Origin of the sequence: Streptomyces sp. NBC_00667 (assembly GCF_036226825.1) — a bacterium.
Taxonomy (GTDB): Bacteria; Actinomycetota; Actinomycetes; order Streptomycetales; family Streptomycetaceae; genus Streptomyces.
Window position 1 is genome coordinate 5,204,227 of sequence record NZ_CP109022.1, and the last position, 17,183, is coordinate 5,221,409.

The following is a 17,183-nucleotide window of genomic DNA, read 5'->3' on the forward strand; positions in this document are numbered from 1 at the left end:
CGACAAGGACCCGCCATGCCCGCAGCCTTCACCTCGACCCCCACCTCCCGGCGCCAGTTCCTCACCCTGCTCGGCATCTCGGCGGCCGCGGTGAGCTGCGGCACGGCCACCGCCGACGGCGGCTCCGGCAAGCAGGTCACCACCCTCAAGTACCAGGGCGCGGTCGGCTCGGTCACCCTCCCCGAGCTCGCCGCCGACCTCGGCCACCTCGGCGGACTCACCCTCGAATGGGTCGGCAACACCATCAGCGGCCCCCAGGACATCCAGTCCGCCGCCACCGGCCAGACCCACTTCGGCGGCGCCTTCAACGGCGCGGTCGTCAAGCTCGCCGAGAGCAAGGCCCAGATCCAGGCCGTCGTCTCCTACTACGGCTCCGACAAGGACACCTACCTCGGCTACTACGTCCTGGAGGACAGCCCGATCCGCTCCGCCCGCGACCTGATCGGCAAGAAGGTCGGCATGAACACCCTGGGCGCCCACGCCCAGGCCCTCCTCGACATCTACCTGGAGCGCAACGGCCTCTCCCGAGCGGACGCGGGCAAGGTCGAATCCCTCGTCGTCCCGCCCGTCAACACCGAACAGGCCCTGAGGCAGAAGCAGATCGAGGTCGGTGTGCTCAGCGGCGTCCTGCGCGACAAGGCCCTGGCGGCCGGCGGGATACGCCCGCTGTTCAAGGACTTCGAGCTGCTGGGCGCGTTCAGCGCCGGCTCGTACGTGATGACGCGGCGCTTCATCAAGGAGAACCCCGACACCGTACGGACCTTCACCACCGGCGTGGCCAAGGCCATCGAGTGGTCCCGTACCACCCCGCGCGAGGAGGTCGTCGCCCGCATGACGGAGATCATCAAGAAGCGCGGCCGCAACGAGGACACCTCGACGCTCCAGTACTGGCGCTCCTACGGGGTCGCCGAGCCCGGCGGCCGCATCGCCGACAAGGAGTTCCAGATCTGGCTCGACTGGCTCGGCGGCCGCGGCGAGATCAAGAAGGGCCGGCTGAGGCCCGGCGATCTCTACACCAACGAGTTCAACGGACTCGGAAAGGGCTGACGGCCGCCATGGCGAAGATCGTGTTCGACTCCGTGACGAAGACCTTCCCGACCAAGGAGAAGAAGCGCGAGGACGGCGAGGGGGAGTTCACCGCCCTCGACGGCATCGACCTGGAGATCCGGGCGGGCGAGTTCCTCGTGGTCGTCGGCCCCAGCGGCTGCGGCAAGTCCACCCTGCTGGACCTCTTGGGCGGTCTGACCCGGCCCACCTCCGGCCGGATCCTGCTCGACGGCGAGCCCGTCACCGGGCCCGGGCTCGACCGGGGCATCGTCTTCCAGCAGTACGCGCTGCTGCCCTGGCGGACCGCCCTCGGCAACATCGAATTCGGCCTGGAGGCGCGGGGCGTCCCCCGCCGTGAACGCAGGGACCGGGCGCGGGAGTTCCTGGACCTGGTCGGCCTGACCGGATTCGAGGACCGGCATCCGCACGAGCTGTCCGGCGGCATGCGCCAACGCGTCGCCATCGCCCGCTCGCTCGCCTACGACCCGGACGTACTGCTGATGGACGAGCCGTTCGCCGCCCTCGATGCCCAGACCCGCGAATCGCTCCAGGACGAGCTGCGGCGCATCTGGCAGCGCACCGGCAAAACCATCGTGTTCATCACGCACGGCATCGAAGAGGCCGTGTACCTCGGTCAGCGGGTCGCCGTCATCACCTCCCGCCCGGGGCGGGTCAAGGCGGTCGTCCCGGTGTCGTTCGGCGACCGCGGTGACGGGGCGACGGGCGAGGACCTGCGGTCCAGCCCGGAGTTCGCCCGCTACCGCCACGAGATCTGGGCGCTGCTCCACGACGAAGTGGTCCGCGCCCGGCAACTGGAGAAGGAGGAGGCCACCGTATGAGCGCCGGAACCGACACCACCGCCCTCGTCGCGCCGGAGGCGGCTGACGACGCCCCCGCGGCGGCCGTCGCGCCGCCTGCCGCCGCCGTGCCCACCACCGCCGTGCACGCCGCCGCCGGCGCGCCTGCCACCGCGACCGGGGCGGTACGGAACCCCCCGCGTCCGGCGCCGCCCGCAGCCCGGGCCGCAGCCCGGGCCGCGGCCCGCCCGCCAGGCCGCGCCGCCGCCATCGGCGCGTCGGCGCTGCGCCGGCTGGGTGCCGGGCTGCTCCGCTCGGCGGCGATCATCGCCCTGCTCGTCGTCTGGGAGACGGCGCCGCGGCTCGGCCTGGTCGACGCGACCTTCCTGCCCCCGGTCAGCGAAGTGGCCCGCGCCTGGTGGGAGCTGCTCGGCGACGGACAGCTCGCCGAACACACCCGGGCCAGCCTCACCCGTTCGTTCGGCGGCTTCGCCATCGCCGTCGTCGTCGCCGTCCCGCTCGGCCTGCTGATCGGCTGGTACCGGCCGGTCGCCGTCCTGCTCGGGCCGCTGCTGGAGGTGTTCCGCAACACGGCGGCCCTGGCGCTGCTGCCGGTGTTCGTCCTGTTGCTGGGCATCGGGGAGACGTCGAAGGTGTCGATCGTCGTCTACGCCTGCGTCTGGCCGATCCTGCTGAACACCATCAGCGCGGTGGGCAACGCCGACCCGACGCTGGTGAAACTGGCCCGCTCGATGGACCTGTCCACCCCGAGGCTGTTCCAGAAGGTGATCCTGCCCGCCTCGGTGCCCGCGATCTTCACGGGCATCCGGCTGGCCGGCGCGGTGTCGATCCTGGTCCTCGTCGCCGCCGAGATGATCGGCGCCAAGGCGGGACTGGGCTATCTGATCAACGCCTCGCAGTTCAACTTCGCCATTCCGCAGATGTACGCGGGCATCGTGACGATCTCCGCGATCGGGGTGGCCTTCAACCAGCTCCTCGTCACGGTCGAACGCCGCCTCAGTCTCTGGCGCGTCCCGGCCTGAACCCGACGGGCCGGGCCCGGGCACCCCGCCCGCAGCCGCCCCTTTGCAGAGCACCCCGCACCCACCCCGAGGACCACACCATGACCGCACCCCGGACCCTTCACCTCAACGCGTTCCTGATGAACGCGGGCCACCACGACGCCGCCTGGCGCCACCCCGGCAGCAGCCCCGAGCGCGTCACCGACCTGCGGTACTTCCAGGAACTGGCCCGCACAGCCGAGCGCGGCCGGCTCGACTCGATCTTCTTCGCCGACGGCCTCGCCCTGTGGGGCAAGGCCCGCTACAACGCCCTCGGCGGCTTCGAGCCGCTCACCCTGCTCTCCGCCATCGCCGCCGTCACCGAGCACATCGGCCTGATCGCCACCGTCTCGACGACCTTCAACGAGCCCTTCCACACCGCCCGCAAGTTCGCCTCCCTCGACCACATCAGCAACGGCCGCGCCGGCTGGAACATCGTCACCTCCGGCACCGTTGACGAGGCCCGCAACTTCAACCGGGACGAGCACCTGGAGCACCGCCTCCGTTACGACCGCGCCCGCGAGTTCCTCGACGTGGCCACGAAGCTCTGGGACAGCTGGGAGGACGACGCGATCGTCCTCGACAAGGAGCGCGGCGTCTACGCCGACACCGGCAAGCTGCACCCCGCCGCCCACCGCGGCGAGTACTTCGGCGTCGCCGGGCCGCTCAACGTGCCGCGTTCCCCCCAGGGGCACCCGCTCCTCGTGCAGGCCGGCTCCTCCGAGGACGGCAAGGAGTTCGCCGCGCAGTACGCCGAGGCAGTCTTCACCGCGCAGCAGACCCTCGCCGACGGCCAGACCTTCTACAAGGACCTCAAGTCCCGCCTCGCCAAGTACGGCCGCGCCGAGGGCGACCTGCTGGTCCTGCCCGGCATCGCGCCCGTCATCGGTTCCACCGAAGCCGAGGCCAAGGCCCTGGAGCAGCAGCTCACCGACCTCCAGGTGCCCGAGTACGGTCTCGCGCAGCTCTCCGGAATGCTGGGTACCGACCTCACGGGTCTCCCCCTCGACGGCCCGCTGCCCGAACTCCCCGAGGAACGGGACATCAACGGCAACAAGAGCCGGTTCACCCTCGTCGCCGAACTCGCCCGGCGCGACGGACTCACCCTGCGCGAGCTGATCGCGCGCCTCGGCGCCGGTCGCGGACACCGGGTCTTCGCCGGCACCCCGGAGCAGATCGCCGACCAGCTGGAGGAGTGGTTCACGCGGGGCGCCGCCGACGGCTTCAACATCATGGCGCCCGTGCTGCCCACCGGCCTGACCGACTTCGTGGACCACGTCGTGCCGATCCTCCAGCGCCGCGGTCTGTTCCGCACCGAGTACACCGGCCGCACGCTGCGCGAGAACTACGGCCTGCCCCGCCCGGCGAACCGGTACGCCGGGGCCCCCGCCTGAGCAACCCGCCCCGCGCCCACAGCGCCGGAGCGGACCGCTTGGGCGCTGTGGGCGCGGGGCAGTCCCTTTCCTCAGACGGTGAGGACGATCTTGCCCCGGATCTTGCCGGTGGCACTGAGCTCCCACGCCCTGGCCGCCTCGTCGAGCGGCAGGGCGTGCGCCACGTTCACCGTCAGCTTCCCGGCGTCGGCCAAGTCGGCCAGGAAGGCCAGGTCTGCGGTGTCGGGCCGGGTCCACGGGCGGTGCGCGCCCTTGGCGGCGCCGTCCGGGTCGGCCAGGGAGGCCACCCGGTCGCGCTTGGTGACCAGTGACTGGAGGAGCTCGATCCCGTCCCCGTAGAAGTCGAGGCCGGCGTCGACGCCCTCGGGCGCCAGCTCCCGGATGCGGTCCGCCAGCCCCTCGCCGTAGAGCACGGGCTCGGCGCCGAGCGAGCGCAGGTAGTCGTGGTTGTGCGCACCGGCCGTGCCGATGACGCGCAGGCCGAGCGCCACCGCGATCTGCACGCCGAAGGACCCGGTGCCGCCCGCCGCCGAGTGGATGACGACGGTCTCGCCCGCGCTCGCTCCGACGCGGGTCAGCGACTGGTAGGCGCTGAGACCGGCCAGCGGTATGCCCGCGGCCTCCTCGAAGCCGAGGCTGCGGGGCTTGTGGGCGATGGTGCGCACCGGGGCGGAGACCAGCTCCGCGTAAGTGCCGAGCTCCACCCACTCCTTGCGGACGTACCCGTACACCTCGTCGCCGACGGCGTAGTCGAAGGTGTCGTCGCCGACCGCCTCGACCACCCCGGCGACGTCCCAGCCGGGTACGACGGGGAAGCGGACTTCGAGCGTCGAGTCGAGGAAACCGGCGGCGAGCTTCCAGTCCACCGGGTTGACGCCGGCGGCCTTGACCCGGACGAGGACCTCGCTGGGGCCGACCCGGGGGTGCGGTACGTCGACGAGCGAGAGGGCCGGGGGAGTTCCGTACGCGTTGTACGTGATTGCCTTCATGTACGTCCCAACGGACCCGGGCGGAGTCTGTTTCCCGCAGCCCCGCATTGGTCTGTTTCTGGTCTGTTTTCGGCTGGATCCCGGTGTTCCGGATGCGCTCGCGAACCCGGGGGTGGCCCACGGGCCGACCGGCCCCGCGCGCGTCGTGTCGCTGTTGGGCTGAACGGGTGAAACGCGAGAGGATGGCGGGATGCACATGAAGCGCGCGGCCGAGGCGGTCCGGTGAGCAGGTACGACGTCACGGACGAACAGTGGGAGGGACTCGCGCAGGTGGTCCCCCTGCGCAGTCGCAACGAGTGGCCTTCCCGGGTGGACCACCGCACGATCCCGGCGGGGCAGGGGACTTCGGCGGCCGAGCAGCAGCGCCGCTTCGTGGTGATCCGGGTCCAGATCTTCGCGGACGCCCGTGAGGTGGCGGAGTACCTGATCGCGCAGATCCCGGTGCTCTTGGACCTGACGGGGGCGGACACCGAAGTGGCGAAGCGGATCCTCGACTTCAGCAGCGGCGTGGTCTTCGGACTGGGCAGCGGGATGCACCGGGTGGACCGCAACGTCTTCCTGCTGGCGCCGGTCGGCACCGAGGTGGAGGGCATCGCGGCCGCGGCCGTCCCCCGATCGTAGGAAGGTCCCGGCGACGGAACGGTTCGCCGGGGCGCCCCGGTTCGTGCCGGCCCGTACTGTCCGGCGCATGGACGCCACCTTGGACACCCGGCCGGACAGTGAGTGGGACACGGCACACGACGCGCAGCCGCCCGCGGTGCGGGCCGCCGGCCCGGCCGCGGGGCTCGGCCCCGGGCCGCAGGCGGGGCCCCGAGGAGGGGGCGCGGCGCGGGCGGGATATCAGCGGCCCTCCGTGACCGAGTTACGGCTGGCGGCCTTCGGGGTGCACCGGTCGGCCGTGTTCCGCCTGGAGCCGGTGACGCTGTTCACCGGGCCCAGCGGCAGCGGCAAGTCCCATGTGCTGGCCGCCTACGAGGCCCTGTCCCAGCTCGCCTCCGGCGCCACCCTGGCCGAGGCGTTCCCCGATCCCCGCGCCCGGGTGCCCGAACGCGCCGTGCCCGACGCGGAACGCCGGCGCGGCTTCCGGATCGGCTGCACCGTCGACGGGCCCGTCGGGCCGGTCCGGCTCGACCTCGCCGTCCAGGCCGAGCCCGCGCTCCGCCTCGTCGGCGAACGGCTCAGCCTGGACGGGGAGATCCTGCTCACCACCGCCCTGCGCGACCCCGGCCGGCGTTCCGTCCAGGCGGCCTGGCTCACCGGCGGAGCCACCGGCATGACCCGCGCCCCGCTCCCCGACGACCGGCTCGGCACCGCCCTGCTCCCGCTGCGCGTCGCCGGGGCCACCGCCGGGCAGCGGCGCGTGCTGGCCGCCGCCGAGCAGGTGGTGGTCGCGCTGCGCTCGGTGTTCCCCTGCGACCCCCGCCCGGACCGGATGCGGGCACCCGTCCGGCCGGGACCCGGGCGGCTGCGGGTCGACTGCGCGAACCTGGCCGACGTACTGCGCCGGACCCGCCACGAATGCGGCACCCGCCACGCGCTGCTCACCGAAGCCGCCCGCACCGGCTGTGCGGGACCGGTGGCCGGGCTCGACGTACGGCCGCGCCCCGACGGCTCGGTGGCGGCGCTGCTGGACCGCGGCCCCGCCGCGCCGGCCACGGAGCTCGGCCGCCTCGGAGCGGGCGAGCTCCGCTTCCTCGCCCTGGCGCTGGTCCTGCTGACGGGGCCGGGCGTGCTGGCCGTCGACCCGGCCGCCGAACTGCTCTCGGCGCAACAGGCCCTCACGGTGCTCGCGGACGGCTTCGACCAGGGCCTGGACGGTCGTCAGCGCGCCGAACTGCTGCGCCTCGCCCTGCTGTCCTGCGCGCGCGGCCACATCCGGCTGGTCGGGGCGATCGGCGAGGAGACGGCGGGAACCGCCCGCGTCCTGCCGGGCGTCTCGGTGGTAGACCTGGGTCCATGAGCGACACGCATGACGCACACGACGCGCCCGACGCGCACGACGCGCACGGCACCCGGGACGCGCAGGGCACGCAGGACATGCACGACACGGCCGGCGGAAAGGCGGACGAACGGCTCTACCGGCTCCAGCGGCGGCTGGCCGACTTCGCGGCCGCCCGGGACTGGGCCGAGTACCACACCCCGAAGAACCTGGCCGTGGCCCTGAGCGTGGAGGCCTCCGAACTGGTCGAGATCTTCCAGTGGCTGACGCCGGAACAGTCGGCGAAGGTCATGGAACGGCCCGAAAGCGCGCACCGGGTGGCCGATGAGGTGGCCGATGTGCTGGCGTACTTGCTGCAGTTCTGCGAGGTCCTCGGGGTGGACGTGCTGGATGCGCTCGCCGCGAAGATCGAGAAGAACGAACTCCGCTTCCCCCCGAAGGGGGGTTCCGGCCCGAATCGTCACTCTTCGGAGTGATGGCGTCATCCACAACCTTGTTTGTGTCCACAGATTTCCGATTACCCCTGGCTTTACTGGCTGCTTGCCCTCACTCTGGGTAGTGAGGGAACGGCGGGATGTCGTGCGGACGGGGGACGGCATATGGATGCGGTACGGCTCATCGCGGCCGGCCGGCACGCGCTGGCACAGAGCGGGGCTGCGTGGGACATCGTCGGTGAGGCCTGGCAGGCACAGGCGCTGACGCAGGGGATAGGGAGCTGGCTGGCGGTCACCGGGCCGCCGGAGCTGAGAGCGGAGGCACGGGGACTGGGTGAGGCGGGAGGCAGAGGCTGCGGGTTGCTCGACAGAGCCGCCGTGGGCGAGGTCAGTGTGCCCGACTATCCACCGCGGGCCGCGCAGCTGACCGAAGTGTCAGATCCGCGGCAGGCGTTGCTGGGGCTCCAGGCGCTGCTCGGCGAGGTAGGCATAGCCCTGGTCGGGGTGGCCTGCGGCACGGACGACGAGACGCTGTACTGGCAGTGCATAGAGTCGATCGACGCGGCTGACGAGTCGAGCGACCGGGTACGGGCCCTCCTGCGCCGCATCAGCGTGCGCGAGCGCGGCTCCGCCTCCGGCGTGACCTGAGGCGCCCGGCGGCGCCGTACGGTCCCCGACGGGGCAGGGTGCGGGCCACCGGCACGCCGGCACGGCGCCGGACCGGCGGTACCGGTCAGGCGGACCGGTACGAGTGCCGTCGCTGCCCGGAAGGGGCGCCGCCTTACGTCGCGCTGACCTGCGCCGTGTCAGCTGTGTGCCGCGCCGCCCGGGGCCGAGCCGCCCCGGGCCGGAGGGGTGATCGGCGGCGTGCGGTCCGTGGAGGACTGGAGGTCGGCGTCGAGCCGGGACAGGTCGGCGTTCAGCGCCGCCATCAGCTCCTCCATCTGCTGGAGCAGCCCCTTCGGCGCGCCGCCGGCCGGGGCGGGCGCGGCGGATTCCCGCCGGTCCTGGTCGTCTGCCGGGGCGGGGGCCTCGTCGTGCGCCGCCCGACCGGCGCGCCCGTTCTGCCCGGCCTGCCCGGCCTGCCCGGACTGGTAGCTCTGCGGGTTCTGCTGGCGGGTCTCCGGCACGGCCTCGTGGGACATGGCGGCCTCCTCGGCCCTGGCCCTTCCACGAGGGAAGGGCGGTGGACGGACGCACCGGACGGGAGCCGCCGGCACGCGGGCCGGGCGGTCCGGCTCCGTCCGAGCCAACGACCACCTTCCACGCTGGTCACTGGCGCGGCGCGCCGCGGGCCGTCCGGTTGACGGAGATTCACCCCGCAGGGGTGGGCCCGAGGCAGGATAGGAACATGGATCTTCGCATTTTCACCGAGCCGCAGCAGGGCGCCGGCTACGAAACCCTCCTCAGGGTCGCCCGGGCCACGGAGGAGCTCGGTTTCGACGCATTCTTCCGGTCGGACCACTACGTGAGCATGGGGTCCACCGACGGCCTGCCCGGCCCCACCGACGCGTGGATCACCCTCGCCGGCCTGGCCCGCGAGACCAAGCGGATCCGGCTGGGCACGCTGATGACAGCCGGCACGTTCCGGCTGCCCGGAGTGCTCGCCATCCAGGTGGCCCAGGTCGACCAGATGTCCGGCGGCCGCATCGAACTCGGCCTCGGAGCCGGGTGGTTCGAGCAGGAGCACAAGGCGTACGGGATCCCCTTCCCGGCCGACCGGATGGCCAGGCTGGAGGAGCAGCTCGCCATCGTCACCGGTCTGTGGGCCACCGAGCCCGGCGCCACCTTCGACTACCAGGGCGTCCACTACCAGTTGGAGAACTCCCCGGCGCTGCCCAAGCCCGCCCAGACCAAGGTGCCCCTCCTCATCGGCGGCCACGGAGCGAAGCGCACCCCGCGCCTCGCCGCCCGGTACGCGGACGAGTTCAACATGCCGTTCGCGTCGATCGCGGACAGCGAGCGGCAGTTCGGCCGGGTCCGGGAGGCCGCCCGGGAAGCCGGCCGCGGGCCCGGGGACCTCGTCTACTCCAACGCCCTGGTGGTGTGCGTCGGCAAGGACGACGCCGAGGTGGCCCGCCGGGCCGCCGTCATCGGCCGGGACGTGGACGAACTCAAGGCCAACGGCCTGGCCGGCTCCCCGGCCGAGGTGGTCGAGAAGATCGGCGCGTACGGCGCCATCGGCTGCTCCCGCGTCTACCTCCAGCTTCTCGACCTCCACGACCTCGACCACCTGGAGCTGATCTCCGCCCAGGTGCTGTCCCAGATCGGCTGAGGGGAGGCCACGGCCCGTGCCCCGTGCGTCAGGCCCGCTCGCCGCGGCACTCGCCGAGCGGGTGGTGCTCTTGGACGGCGGACTGAGCAACCAGCTCACCGCCCAGGGCTGCGACCTGTCCGGCGGCCTCTGGACGGGCCGGGTGCTCGCGGAGCGGCCGGACCAGGTGGAGGCCGCCCACACCGCGTACGCGCGGGCCGGCGCCGAAGTGCTCATCACCGCGAGCTACCAGATCGGGTACCGGGCGCCGGAGGCCGGCGTACTGCTGCGCCGCAGCGTCGAGGCGGCCGGCCGCGCGGCCCGGGCCGCGGACCACGAGGTCTGGGTGGCCGCCTCGGTGGGCCCGTACGGGGCGGTGCTCGCGGACGGCTCCGAGTACCGCGGCCGGTACGGCCTCGGCGTGGCGGAGCTGGCCGCCTTCCACCGGCCCCGCATCGAGGCGCTGCTGGAGGCGGGGCCCGACGTGCTGGCCCTGGAGACCGTCCCGGACACCACCGAGGCCGAGGCCCTGCTCGGCGTGCTCGCGGGGACGGGCGCACCCGCCTGGCTCAGCTACACCGTGGCCGGCGGCCGCACCCGGGCCGGCCAGCCCCTCGCCGAAGCCTTCGCCCTGGCGGCCGACACCCCGGAGGTCATCGCGCTCGGCGTCAACTGCTGCGACCCCCAGGACGTGGGCCCCGCCCTCGAAGCGGCCGCCTCCGTCACCCGCAAGCCGCTGCTGGCCTACCCGAACGACGGCTCGGTCTGGGACGCGGCCACCGGCCAGTGGCACTCCCCGCCCACCCCGCCCCCCTGGGACCTTCCCGCCTGGCGAACCACCGGCGCCCGCCTCCTCGGCGGCTGCTGCCGCATCGACCCCGCTGCCATCGAGGCCCTGGCCGCGCGCCTGCGCGCGGGGTAGCCCGCGCTGCCGCGCAAGGCCCCGCCGCCCCCTCGCAGGCCGGTTGTCCACCGACAGCGCTGGGCCGCCAGGCCGCACCGCCGGCCTCCCGGCCTCCCGGGCTCCCGGCCGCGCCGCGCCACCGGCCGTGCCCCCCCGCGTGAGGGGCGGCTCGACGTCCGCCCGCGTCGGCGGCGTCCCCTCGGCTTCCCCTCCCCGGCCGGTCATGTGACCGGTCGCCGCAGCCCGTTCCGTACCGCGGCCCCGGCGGGCTTGCCGCCCGCCGGGTCGGTGGAGACGCCGCACTCGCCGCCGCGGGCGTCGGCCGCTCCATCCCGTTCGGTGCCCCCTGCGGCAGGGCCGGCGGTGGCCGCCCCCGCCTCCCCCACCCCGCTGCCCAAGGTGCCGTGGCTGCCGCCGCGGGAGCGAGACGCTCGCCCGGGCAGGGCCACGTCCTCGTGGGTGCCGCTGTGGCCCACGGGGTGGACCAGCTGCCCCTTCGTCGAAGGGCCGCTTCCCAGCGGAGCCCGGCGCGCCCCGCCGACGGTCGTCGCAGCGCCGGCGGACCGGACCGGCCAGGCCGCTCCGGTCCCGCCCGGCGCAGACAGCGGTCACCCTCGTACCGGACGTCATCGGGCGCTCGCCGACGCAGGGAACTCCGCCCCGGGACGCACCGCATCCGACGTCGCGGGCCGGACCTCGGAGACCGCCCGGACAGGGGCCGCGCCGCGCAGACCGCTCCGTGGAAGTGCCCGGCCGCCTCGACCCGGCCCGCAACGCCGGCATTGCGGATCCCCCACACCGACGCCGCCCGTGGCCGCACCCCGCGCGGCATCCGCAGCAATGCCGGCTGCCCCGGCACGATCAGCGACGTGATCGCCCGGGGCCGGCCCGTCAACCGCCGCACCACCCTCAGGAGGAGCCGCATGGAATTCGTCACGCAGCAGCCCACCGGCAAGGCACCGGCCGAATGGTTCACCGGCGACGTCTGGTGGGACGTCATCGTCGCCGGACAGGAACCCTCCCGCATGCGGGTCAACCTGGTGCGCTTCTCACCCGGTGCCCGCACCAACTGGCACTCCCACGCCGTCGGCCAGACCCTGCACGTGGTATCCGGCACCGCCCTCGTCGGCACCCGCGACGGCACCGTCCTCGCAGCCCGTCCCGGCGAGACCGTCAGCTGCCCGCCCGGCGAGGAGCACTGGCACGGTGCCGCCCCCGACCGGTTCATGGAACACCTCGCCATGTGGGAAAGCACCGGCGACGGTACGCCCGAGACCACCTGGGCCGAGCCCGTCACCGACCGGCAGTACGGCAATCCCCGCACCCGGAACCCCTGAGGGCTGTCCGGGCGATCCTCTCGGGCCCGGGGAGATCGCCCGGAGGGGCCCTGGGCTCCGCCGCGAAATCCGTTGGCCCGGGCCCGAACCGGCAGTCATGCTGAACCGCATGTTCCTGACGATCACCACCACCGGCACGGCCGAAGAACCGGCTACCGACCTGGGCTTCCTGCTGCACAAGCACCCCGCGAGGGCGCAGGCGTTCAGCACTTCCCACGGCACCGCCCACGTCTTCTACCCCGAGGCTTCGGCCGAACGGTGCACGGCCGCGCTGCTGCTGGAGGTGGACCCGCTCGCGCTCGTGCGGCAAGGGCGGGGCAAGGGCCGGGGAGGGGCGCCGGACGCCGCGCTCGCGCAGTACGTCAACGACCGCCCCTACGCGGCGTCCTCCCTCTTCGCCGTCGCGCTCAGCGCAGTGTTCCGCAGCGCGCTGGCAGGACACTGCACCGCCCGGCCCGAACTCGCCGGGCGGGCGCGGCCGCTGCGCATCGAGATACCGGCGCTCCCCGCCCGGGGCGGCGCCGAGCTCGTGCACCGGCTCTTCGGACTGCTCGGCTGGGAGAAGGTCACCGTCACCCCGGTACCGCTCGACGAGCGGTTCCCGGAGTGGGGCGACAGCCGGTACGTGCGGCTCGTGCTGGAGGGTGAGGTCCGCCTCGCCGACGCCCTGCGCGGGCTGTACGTGCTGCTCCCCGTCCTCGACGACGCCAAGCACTACTGGATCGCCCCGGACGAGGTCGACAAGCTGCTCCGCGCGGGGGACGGATGGCTGGCCGAGCACCCCGAGCACGCCCTGATCACCGCCCGTTACCTGGCCCGGCACAAGCGGCTCACCCAGGACGCGCTGGGGCGCCTGGAACTCCTGCGCCTCACGGAAGCGGAGGGCGCCGGTCCCGATGACACGGAGCCCGATGACACCCAGTCCGATGACGCCGTACCCGAGGACACCGGGCCCCATGACGCCGTCCCCGAGGGAGCCGTGGACGGCGAAGAGGCCCCGCAGCGGCCCGTTCCGCTCGCCGCGCGGCGCCGTGCGGCGATCCTTGGCGCGCTGCGCGCCGCGGGGGCGGCGCGGGTACTCGATCTGGGCTGCGGGGAGGGACACCTCGTACGGGACCTGCTCGACGACGTGGCCTTCACCGAGATCATCGGCGTCGACGTCTCCGTGCGCGCCCTCGGCATCGCCGCGCGGCGCCTGCGGCTGGATCGCCTGGGGGAGCGTCAGAGTTCCCGTGTCGCGCTGATCCAGGGCTCGCTCGCGTACACCGACAAGCGGCTGGCCGGCTACGACGCGGCGGTGCTCAGCGAGGTCATCGAGCACGTGGACCTGCCGCGGCTGCCCGCCCTGGAGTACGCGGTGTTCGGCGCGGCCCGCCCGCGCACCGTCGTCGTGACCACGCCGAACGTCGAGTACAACGTCCGCTGGGAGTCGCTGCCCGCCGGCCGGGTCCGCCACCGCGACCACCGCTTCGAGTGGACCCGCGCCGAGTTCCGCGGCTGGGCGGAGCAGGTCGCCGCCCGGTTCGGCTACGCCGTCGCCCATGCACCCGTCGGCGACGACGACCCCGAGGTGGGGCCGCCGACCCAGATGGCCGTCTTCACCCGCGCCCAGGACCACACCGAGACCCCGAAGGAGGGTGAGGCGGCATGACCACCACCGAACCCGGGACCACCACCGAGACCGGGACCACCACCGGGACCGAGCCCACCACCGGGACCGGGGCCGCCCGTACCCGCGTCCTCCCCGTCACCGACCTGTCCCTCGTGGTCCTGATCGGAGCAACGGGGTCGGGCAAGTCCACCTTCGCCCGTAGGCACTTCAAGGCGACCGAGGTGATCTCCTCCGACTACTGCCGGGGCCTGGTCGCCGACGACGAGAACGACCAGAGCGTCAGCAAGGACGCCTTCGACGTCCTCCACTACATCGCCGCCAAGCGGCTCGCCGCCGGCCGCCTCACCGTGGTCGACGCGACCAGCGTGCAGCCGGAGGCCCGGCGTCAGCTCGTGAAGCTGGCCCGCGACCACGACGTACTGCCCATCGCGATCGTCCTCGACATGCCCGAAGCCGTCTGCGCCGAACGCAACGCCGCCCGCCCCGACCGGGCCGGTCTGCCCCGCCGGGTCATCCAGCGCCACCGCTCCGAGCTGCGCCGCTCGCTGCGCGGCCTGGAGCGCGAGGGTTTCCGCAAGGTGCACGTCCTGCGCACCGTCGAGGAGGCCGAGACCGCCGAGGTGGTCCGGGAGAAGCGGTACAACGACCTCACCCACCTCACCGGCCCCTTCGACATCATCGGCGACGTCCACGGCTGCTCCTCCGAGCTGGAGACCCTCCTCGCCAAACTCGGCTACACCGACGGGCTCCACCCGGAGGGCCGCACCGCCGTCTTCGTCGGCGACCTCGTCGACCGCGGACCGGACAGCCCCGGCGTACTGCGCCGCGTCATGGGCATGGTCGCCTCCGGCAACGCCCTGTGCGTGCCCGGGAACCACGAGAACAAGCTCGGCCGTTACCTCAAGGGATCCAAGGTGCGGCTGACCCACGGCCTCGCCGAGACCGTCGAACAGCTCGGCCGCGAGCCGCAGGAGTTCGTCCGGGAAGTCCGGACGTTCATCGCCGGCCTGGTCAGCCACTACGTGCTCGACGGCGGCCGGCTGGTGGTCTGTCACGCCGGGCTGCCCGAGAAGTACCACGGCCGCACCTCCGGCCGGGTCCGCTCGCACGCCCTGTACGGGGAGACCACCGGCGAGACGGACGAGTTCGGCCTGCCCGTGCGCTACCCGTGGGCCGAGGACTACCGCGGCAAGGCGGCGGTGGTCTACGGCCACACCCCGGTCCCGGACACCTCCTGGATCAACAACACCATCTGCCTGGACACGGGAGCCGTCTTCGGCGGCAAGATGACCGCCCTGCGCTGGCCGGAGCGCGAACTGGTCGACGTACCGGCGGAGAAGGTCTGGTACGAGCCGGTCAAGCCGCTGGCCGCCGAGGCCCCCGGAGGACACGGGGGACGGCCCCTCGACCTGGCCGACGTCCACGGGCGCCGCGTCGTGGAGACCCGGCACCTGGGCAACGTCACCGTGCGCGAGGAGAACGCGGCCGCGGCCCTCGAAGTGATGAGCCGCTTCGCGGTGGACCCCCGGCTGCTCCCGTACCTGCCGCCGACCATGGCGCCGGCGCCCGCCTCGGCCGCCGCCGACGGCTACCTGGAGCACCCGGCGGAGGCGTTCGCCCAGTACCGCGCCGACGGGATCGGGCGGGTCGTGTGCGAGGAGAAGCACATGGGCTCCCGGGCCACCGTCCTCGTCTGCCGTGACGCGGCGGCCGCCCGCGAGCGCTTCGGGGTGCCGCAAGGACCCACGGGCTCGGTCCACACCCGCACCGGCCGGCCGTTCTTCACCGACCCCGAGGTCACCGAGGAGGTCCTCGGCCGGATCCGGGCGGCGGTCACCGACGCCGGACTCTGGGAGGAACTGGCCACCGACTGGCTGCTGATCGACGGGGAACTCCTGCCCTGGTCGCTCAAGTCCACCGGCCTGCTCCGCAACCAGTACGCCGCCGTCGGCGCCGCCTCCGGGGCCGTCTTCCCCGACGCCCTCGCCGCTCTCGCGGCGGCCGGCGCCCGGGGCGTGGACACCGGCGCCCTGCTGGAGCGCCAGCACGCCCGGGCCGCCGACGCGGCCGCCTTCACCGAGGCCTACCGGCGCTACTGCTGGACCACCGACGGGCTGGACGGCGTACGGTTCGCGCCGTTCCAGCTGCTCGCGGCGGCCGGGCGGTCGCTGGCCGCGGTGCCGCACGACGAGCAGCTGGCCTGGCTGGACCGGCTCGTGGCGGCCGACGAGGCGGCCGGCACCGGCCTGCTGCGCCGGACCGGCCGGTTCTACGTGGACACCGCCGACGAGGACTCCGTACGCGCGGGCACCGAGTGGTGGCTGGAGCTCACCGGGGCCGGCGGCGAGGGCATGGTGGTCAAGCCGCTCCAGGCCTACGCCCGGGACGCCAAGGGCCGGCTGGTGCAGCCGGGGCTCAAGGTGCGCGGCCGCGAGTACCTGCGGATCATCTACGGCCCCGAGTACACGCGCGCCGACCACCTGGAGCGGCTGCGCGGGCGCTTCCTCGGGCACAAGCGCTCGCTCGCGCTGCGCGAGTACGCGCTGGGGCTGGAGGCGCTGGACCGGCTGGCGGACGGCGAGCCGCTGTGGCGGGTGCACGAGGCGGTGTTCGCCGTGCTCGCCCTGGAGTCGGAGCCGGTCGACCCGCGCCTGTGACCGCCCGCCCGCGCCTGTGACCACGGGCCCGCGCCTGTGACCACGAGCCCGCGCCTGTGACCACCGGCCCGCGTGCAACGGCGCCGCGCACGCGTAAAGGCGCCGCCCCCGTACGGCCGCTAATTAGGTCGTATGGGGGAACTTTGCCCGAGAACTCCGGGAAACCCACCGGCGGGATCGTTCATCCAGGGCAGCGGAATGTCCGCGACCCTGGAAGGACGGAACGTCACCTATGAAGATGACCGCGCGCGGAAGCATTGCGGCGCTCATGACCTGTATGGCCGCGGCCGGCGCGGCCACCCCGGCCGTGGCCGACTCGGTTCCGGTGGGTGTCCCGCTGGACGCCGTGAAGACCACGCTGGGCGTGGACGCCCCGCGCGTGGCCACCGGGGTGCCGGTGCCGATGGTGGGCGCGCCCGAGGCGCCGCGCCTGCACACCGGCGACCTGCTCCCGACCCCCCTGCTCCCGGTGGTCCCCGTCACCATGGACCTCGGCCACACGCTCGTCAGCTCCCCGCTGCCGAACCTGGCGGGCCGCCCCGAGACGGACGGCGAGGGTTCCCTGGACGCCCCCGAGACGAAGCTGCACGCCCGGACCCCCGGCGCGATCGTGGGCGCCCCGCTGTCGATGCCGGACGGCAGCAACTTCGGGATCCCGAACGTCATCACCCCCAAGCTGGGACTGTCCGCCCCCGAGCTCGTGGGTACCCCGGCGGCGCTTCTCGGCCTGCGCTGAGCGTTCCGCGGACAGGGTCCGG

General features: G+C 73.6%; 16 protein-coding genes. 14 read left to right on the top strand and 2 right to left on the bottom strand.

The genetic code is table 11. The annotated features are described in order from the left end of the window. Nucleotides 1-15: 15 nt before the first annotated feature. The 4 genes from OHA81_RS24095 to OHA81_RS24110 all read left to right on the top strand — a co-directional run bounded on the left by OHA81_RS24095 (nt 16) and on the right by OHA81_RS24110 (nt 4,299). Nucleotides 16-1,047 carry an ABC transporter substrate-binding protein gene (locus OHA81_RS24095; protein ID WP_329199097.1) on the top strand — a complete coding sequence of 344 codons (1,032 nt, stop codon included), beginning with the start codon at nt 16-18 and terminating at the stop codon, nt 1,045-1,047. 8 nt (nt 1,048-1,055) lie between these two features. Then, nucleotides 1,056-1,886, top strand: a complete 831-nt coding sequence (locus tag OHA81_RS24100; RefSeq protein WP_329199099.1) for an ABC transporter ATP-binding protein — start codon at nt 1,056-1,058, stop codon at nt 1,884-1,886. After that, a complete protein-coding gene (locus OHA81_RS24105) occupies nt 1,883-2,887 on the top strand; it encodes an ABC transporter permease (RefSeq protein ID WP_329199101.1) in 1,005 nt (334 codons plus the stop codon). The genes OHA81_RS24100 and OHA81_RS24105 overlap by 4 nt, the downstream gene beginning before the upstream one ends. 80 nt (nt 2,888-2,967) lie before the next feature. Next, on the top strand, nt 2,968-4,299 hold the full coding sequence (locus OHA81_RS24110; RefSeq protein WP_329199103.1) for an LLM class flavin-dependent oxidoreductase: 1,332 nt from the start codon (nt 2,968-2,970) through the stop codon (nt 4,297-4,299). Nucleotides 4,300-4,370: 71 nt separating this feature from the next. On the opposite strand, the gene OHA81_RS24115 is transcribed toward OHA81_RS24110, so the two are convergent. Then, a complete protein-coding gene (locus OHA81_RS24115; RefSeq protein ID WP_329199105.1) occupies nt 4,371-5,288 on the bottom strand; it encodes an NADP-dependent oxidoreductase in 918 nt (305 codons plus the stop codon). A gap of 222 nt (nt 5,289-5,510) precedes the next feature. Between OHA81_RS24115 and OHA81_RS24120 the strand changes: the two genes are divergently transcribed. From OHA81_RS24120 to OHA81_RS24135, 4 genes are all read left to right on the top strand, one after another. Next, on the top strand, nt 5,511-5,909 hold the full coding sequence (locus OHA81_RS24120; RefSeq protein WP_329199106.1) for a cell division protein SepF: 399 nt from the start codon (nt 5,511-5,513) through the stop codon (nt 5,907-5,909). 67 nt (nt 5,910-5,976) lie between these two features. Then, a complete protein-coding gene (locus OHA81_RS24125; protein ID WP_329199108.1) occupies nt 5,977-7,248 on the top strand; it encodes an AAA family ATPase in 1,272 nt (423 codons plus the stop codon). 77 nt (nt 7,249-7,325) lie between these two features. After that, a complete protein-coding gene (locus OHA81_RS24130) occupies nt 7,326-7,703 on the top strand; it encodes a nucleotide pyrophosphohydrolase (RefSeq protein ID WP_329202522.1) in 378 nt (125 codons plus the stop codon). Nucleotides 7,704-7,826: 123 nt separating this feature from the next. Beyond that, nucleotides 7,827-8,309 carry a DUF6099 family protein gene (locus OHA81_RS24135; protein ID WP_329199110.1) on the top strand — a complete coding sequence of 161 codons (483 nt, stop codon included), beginning with the start codon at nt 7,827-7,829 and terminating at the stop codon, nt 8,307-8,309. A gap of 158 nt (nt 8,310-8,467) precedes the next feature. On the opposite strand, the gene OHA81_RS24140 is transcribed toward OHA81_RS24135, so the two are convergent. Beyond that, nucleotides 8,468-8,806, bottom strand: coding sequence for a hypothetical protein (locus OHA81_RS24140; protein ID WP_329202665.1), 339 nt, complete (start codon nt 8,804-8,806; stop codon nt 8,468-8,470). Between the two features lie 206 nt (nt 8,807-9,012). Between OHA81_RS24140 and OHA81_RS24145 the strand changes: the two genes are divergently transcribed. From OHA81_RS24145 to OHA81_RS24170, 6 genes are all read left to right on the top strand, one after another. Further along, entirely contained in the window at nt 9,013-9,936 is a 924-nt protein-coding gene (locus OHA81_RS24145; RefSeq protein WP_329199112.1) for an LLM class F420-dependent oxidoreductase, read from the top strand. Nucleotides 9,937-9,952: 16 nt separating this feature from the next. Continuing rightward, nucleotides 9,953-10,837 (top strand): homocysteine S-methyltransferase, encoded by an 885-nt coding sequence (gene mmuM / locus OHA81_RS24150; protein WP_329199114.1) that lies wholly within the window; start codon nt 9,953-9,955, stop codon nt 10,835-10,837. A gap of 905 nt (nt 10,838-11,742) precedes the next feature. Continuing rightward, nucleotides 11,743-12,156, top strand: a complete 414-nt coding sequence (locus OHA81_RS24155) for a (R)-mandelonitrile lyase (RefSeq protein ID WP_329199116.1) — start codon at nt 11,743-11,745, stop codon at nt 12,154-12,156. 109 nt (nt 12,157-12,265) lie between these two features. After that, entirely contained in the window at nt 12,266-13,807 is a 1,542-nt protein-coding gene (locus OHA81_RS24160; protein WP_329199118.1) for a 3' terminal RNA ribose 2'-O-methyltransferase Hen1, read from the top strand. After that, complete coding sequence (locus OHA81_RS24165; RefSeq protein WP_329199120.1) at nt 13,804-16,425, top strand: polynucleotide kinase-phosphatase; 2,622 nt, start codon at nt 13,804-13,806, stop codon at nt 16,423-16,425. The genes OHA81_RS24160 and OHA81_RS24165 overlap by 4 nt, the downstream gene beginning before the upstream one ends. 268 nt (nt 16,426-16,693) lie before the next feature. Further along, a complete protein-coding gene (locus tag OHA81_RS24170) occupies nt 16,694-17,161 on the top strand; it encodes a hypothetical protein (RefSeq protein WP_329199122.1) in 468 nt (155 codons plus the stop codon). The last annotated feature ends 22 nt before the right edge of the window (nt 17,162-17,183 follow it).

Bases quoted from the DNA above. Each gene is read 5' to 3' on its own strand.
- OHA81_RS24095 (WP_329199097.1), top strand. From the start codon at position 16: ATGCCCGCAGCCTTCACCTCGACCCCCACCTCCCGGCGCCAGTTCCTC.
- OHA81_RS24100 (WP_329199099.1), top strand. From the start codon at position 1,056: ATGGCGAAGATCGTGTTCGACTCCGTGACGAAGACCTTCCCGACCAAG.
- OHA81_RS24105 (WP_329199101.1), top strand. From the start codon at position 1,883: ATGAGCGCCGGAACCGACACCACCGCCCTCGTCGCGCCGGAGGCGGCT.
- OHA81_RS24110 (WP_329199103.1), top strand. From the start codon at position 2,968: ATGACCGCACCCCGGACCCTTCACCTCAACGCGTTCCTGATGAACGCG.
- OHA81_RS24115 (WP_329199105.1), bottom strand. From the start codon at position 5,288: ATGAAGGCAATCACGTACAACGCGTACGGAACTCCCCCGGCCCTCTCG.
- OHA81_RS24125 (WP_329199108.1), top strand. From the start codon at position 5,977: ATGGACGCCACCTTGGACACCCGGCCGGACAGTGAGTGGGACACGGCA.
- OHA81_RS24130 (WP_329202522.1), top strand. From the start codon at position 7,326: ATGCACGACACGGCCGGCGGAAAGGCGGACGAACGGCTCTACCGGCTC.
- OHA81_RS24135 (WP_329199110.1), top strand. From the start codon at position 7,827: ATGGATGCGGTACGGCTCATCGCGGCCGGCCGGCACGCGCTGGCACAG.
- OHA81_RS24140 (WP_329202665.1), bottom strand. From the start codon at position 8,806: ATGTCCCACGAGGCCGTGCCGGAGACCCGCCAGCAGAACCCGCAGAGC.
- OHA81_RS24145 (WP_329199112.1), top strand. From the start codon at position 9,013: ATGGATCTTCGCATTTTCACCGAGCCGCAGCAGGGCGCCGGCTACGAA.
- OHA81_RS24155 (WP_329199116.1), top strand. From the start codon at position 11,743: ATGGAATTCGTCACGCAGCAGCCCACCGGCAAGGCACCGGCCGAATGG.
- OHA81_RS24160 (WP_329199118.1), top strand. From the start codon at position 12,266: ATGTTCCTGACGATCACCACCACCGGCACGGCCGAAGAACCGGCTACC.
- OHA81_RS24165 (WP_329199120.1), top strand. From the start codon at position 13,804: ATGACCACCACCGAACCCGGGACCACCACCGAGACCGGGACCACCACC.
- OHA81_RS24170 (WP_329199122.1), top strand. From the start codon at position 16,694: ATGACCTGTATGGCCGCGGCCGGCGCGGCCACCCCGGCCGTGGCCGAC.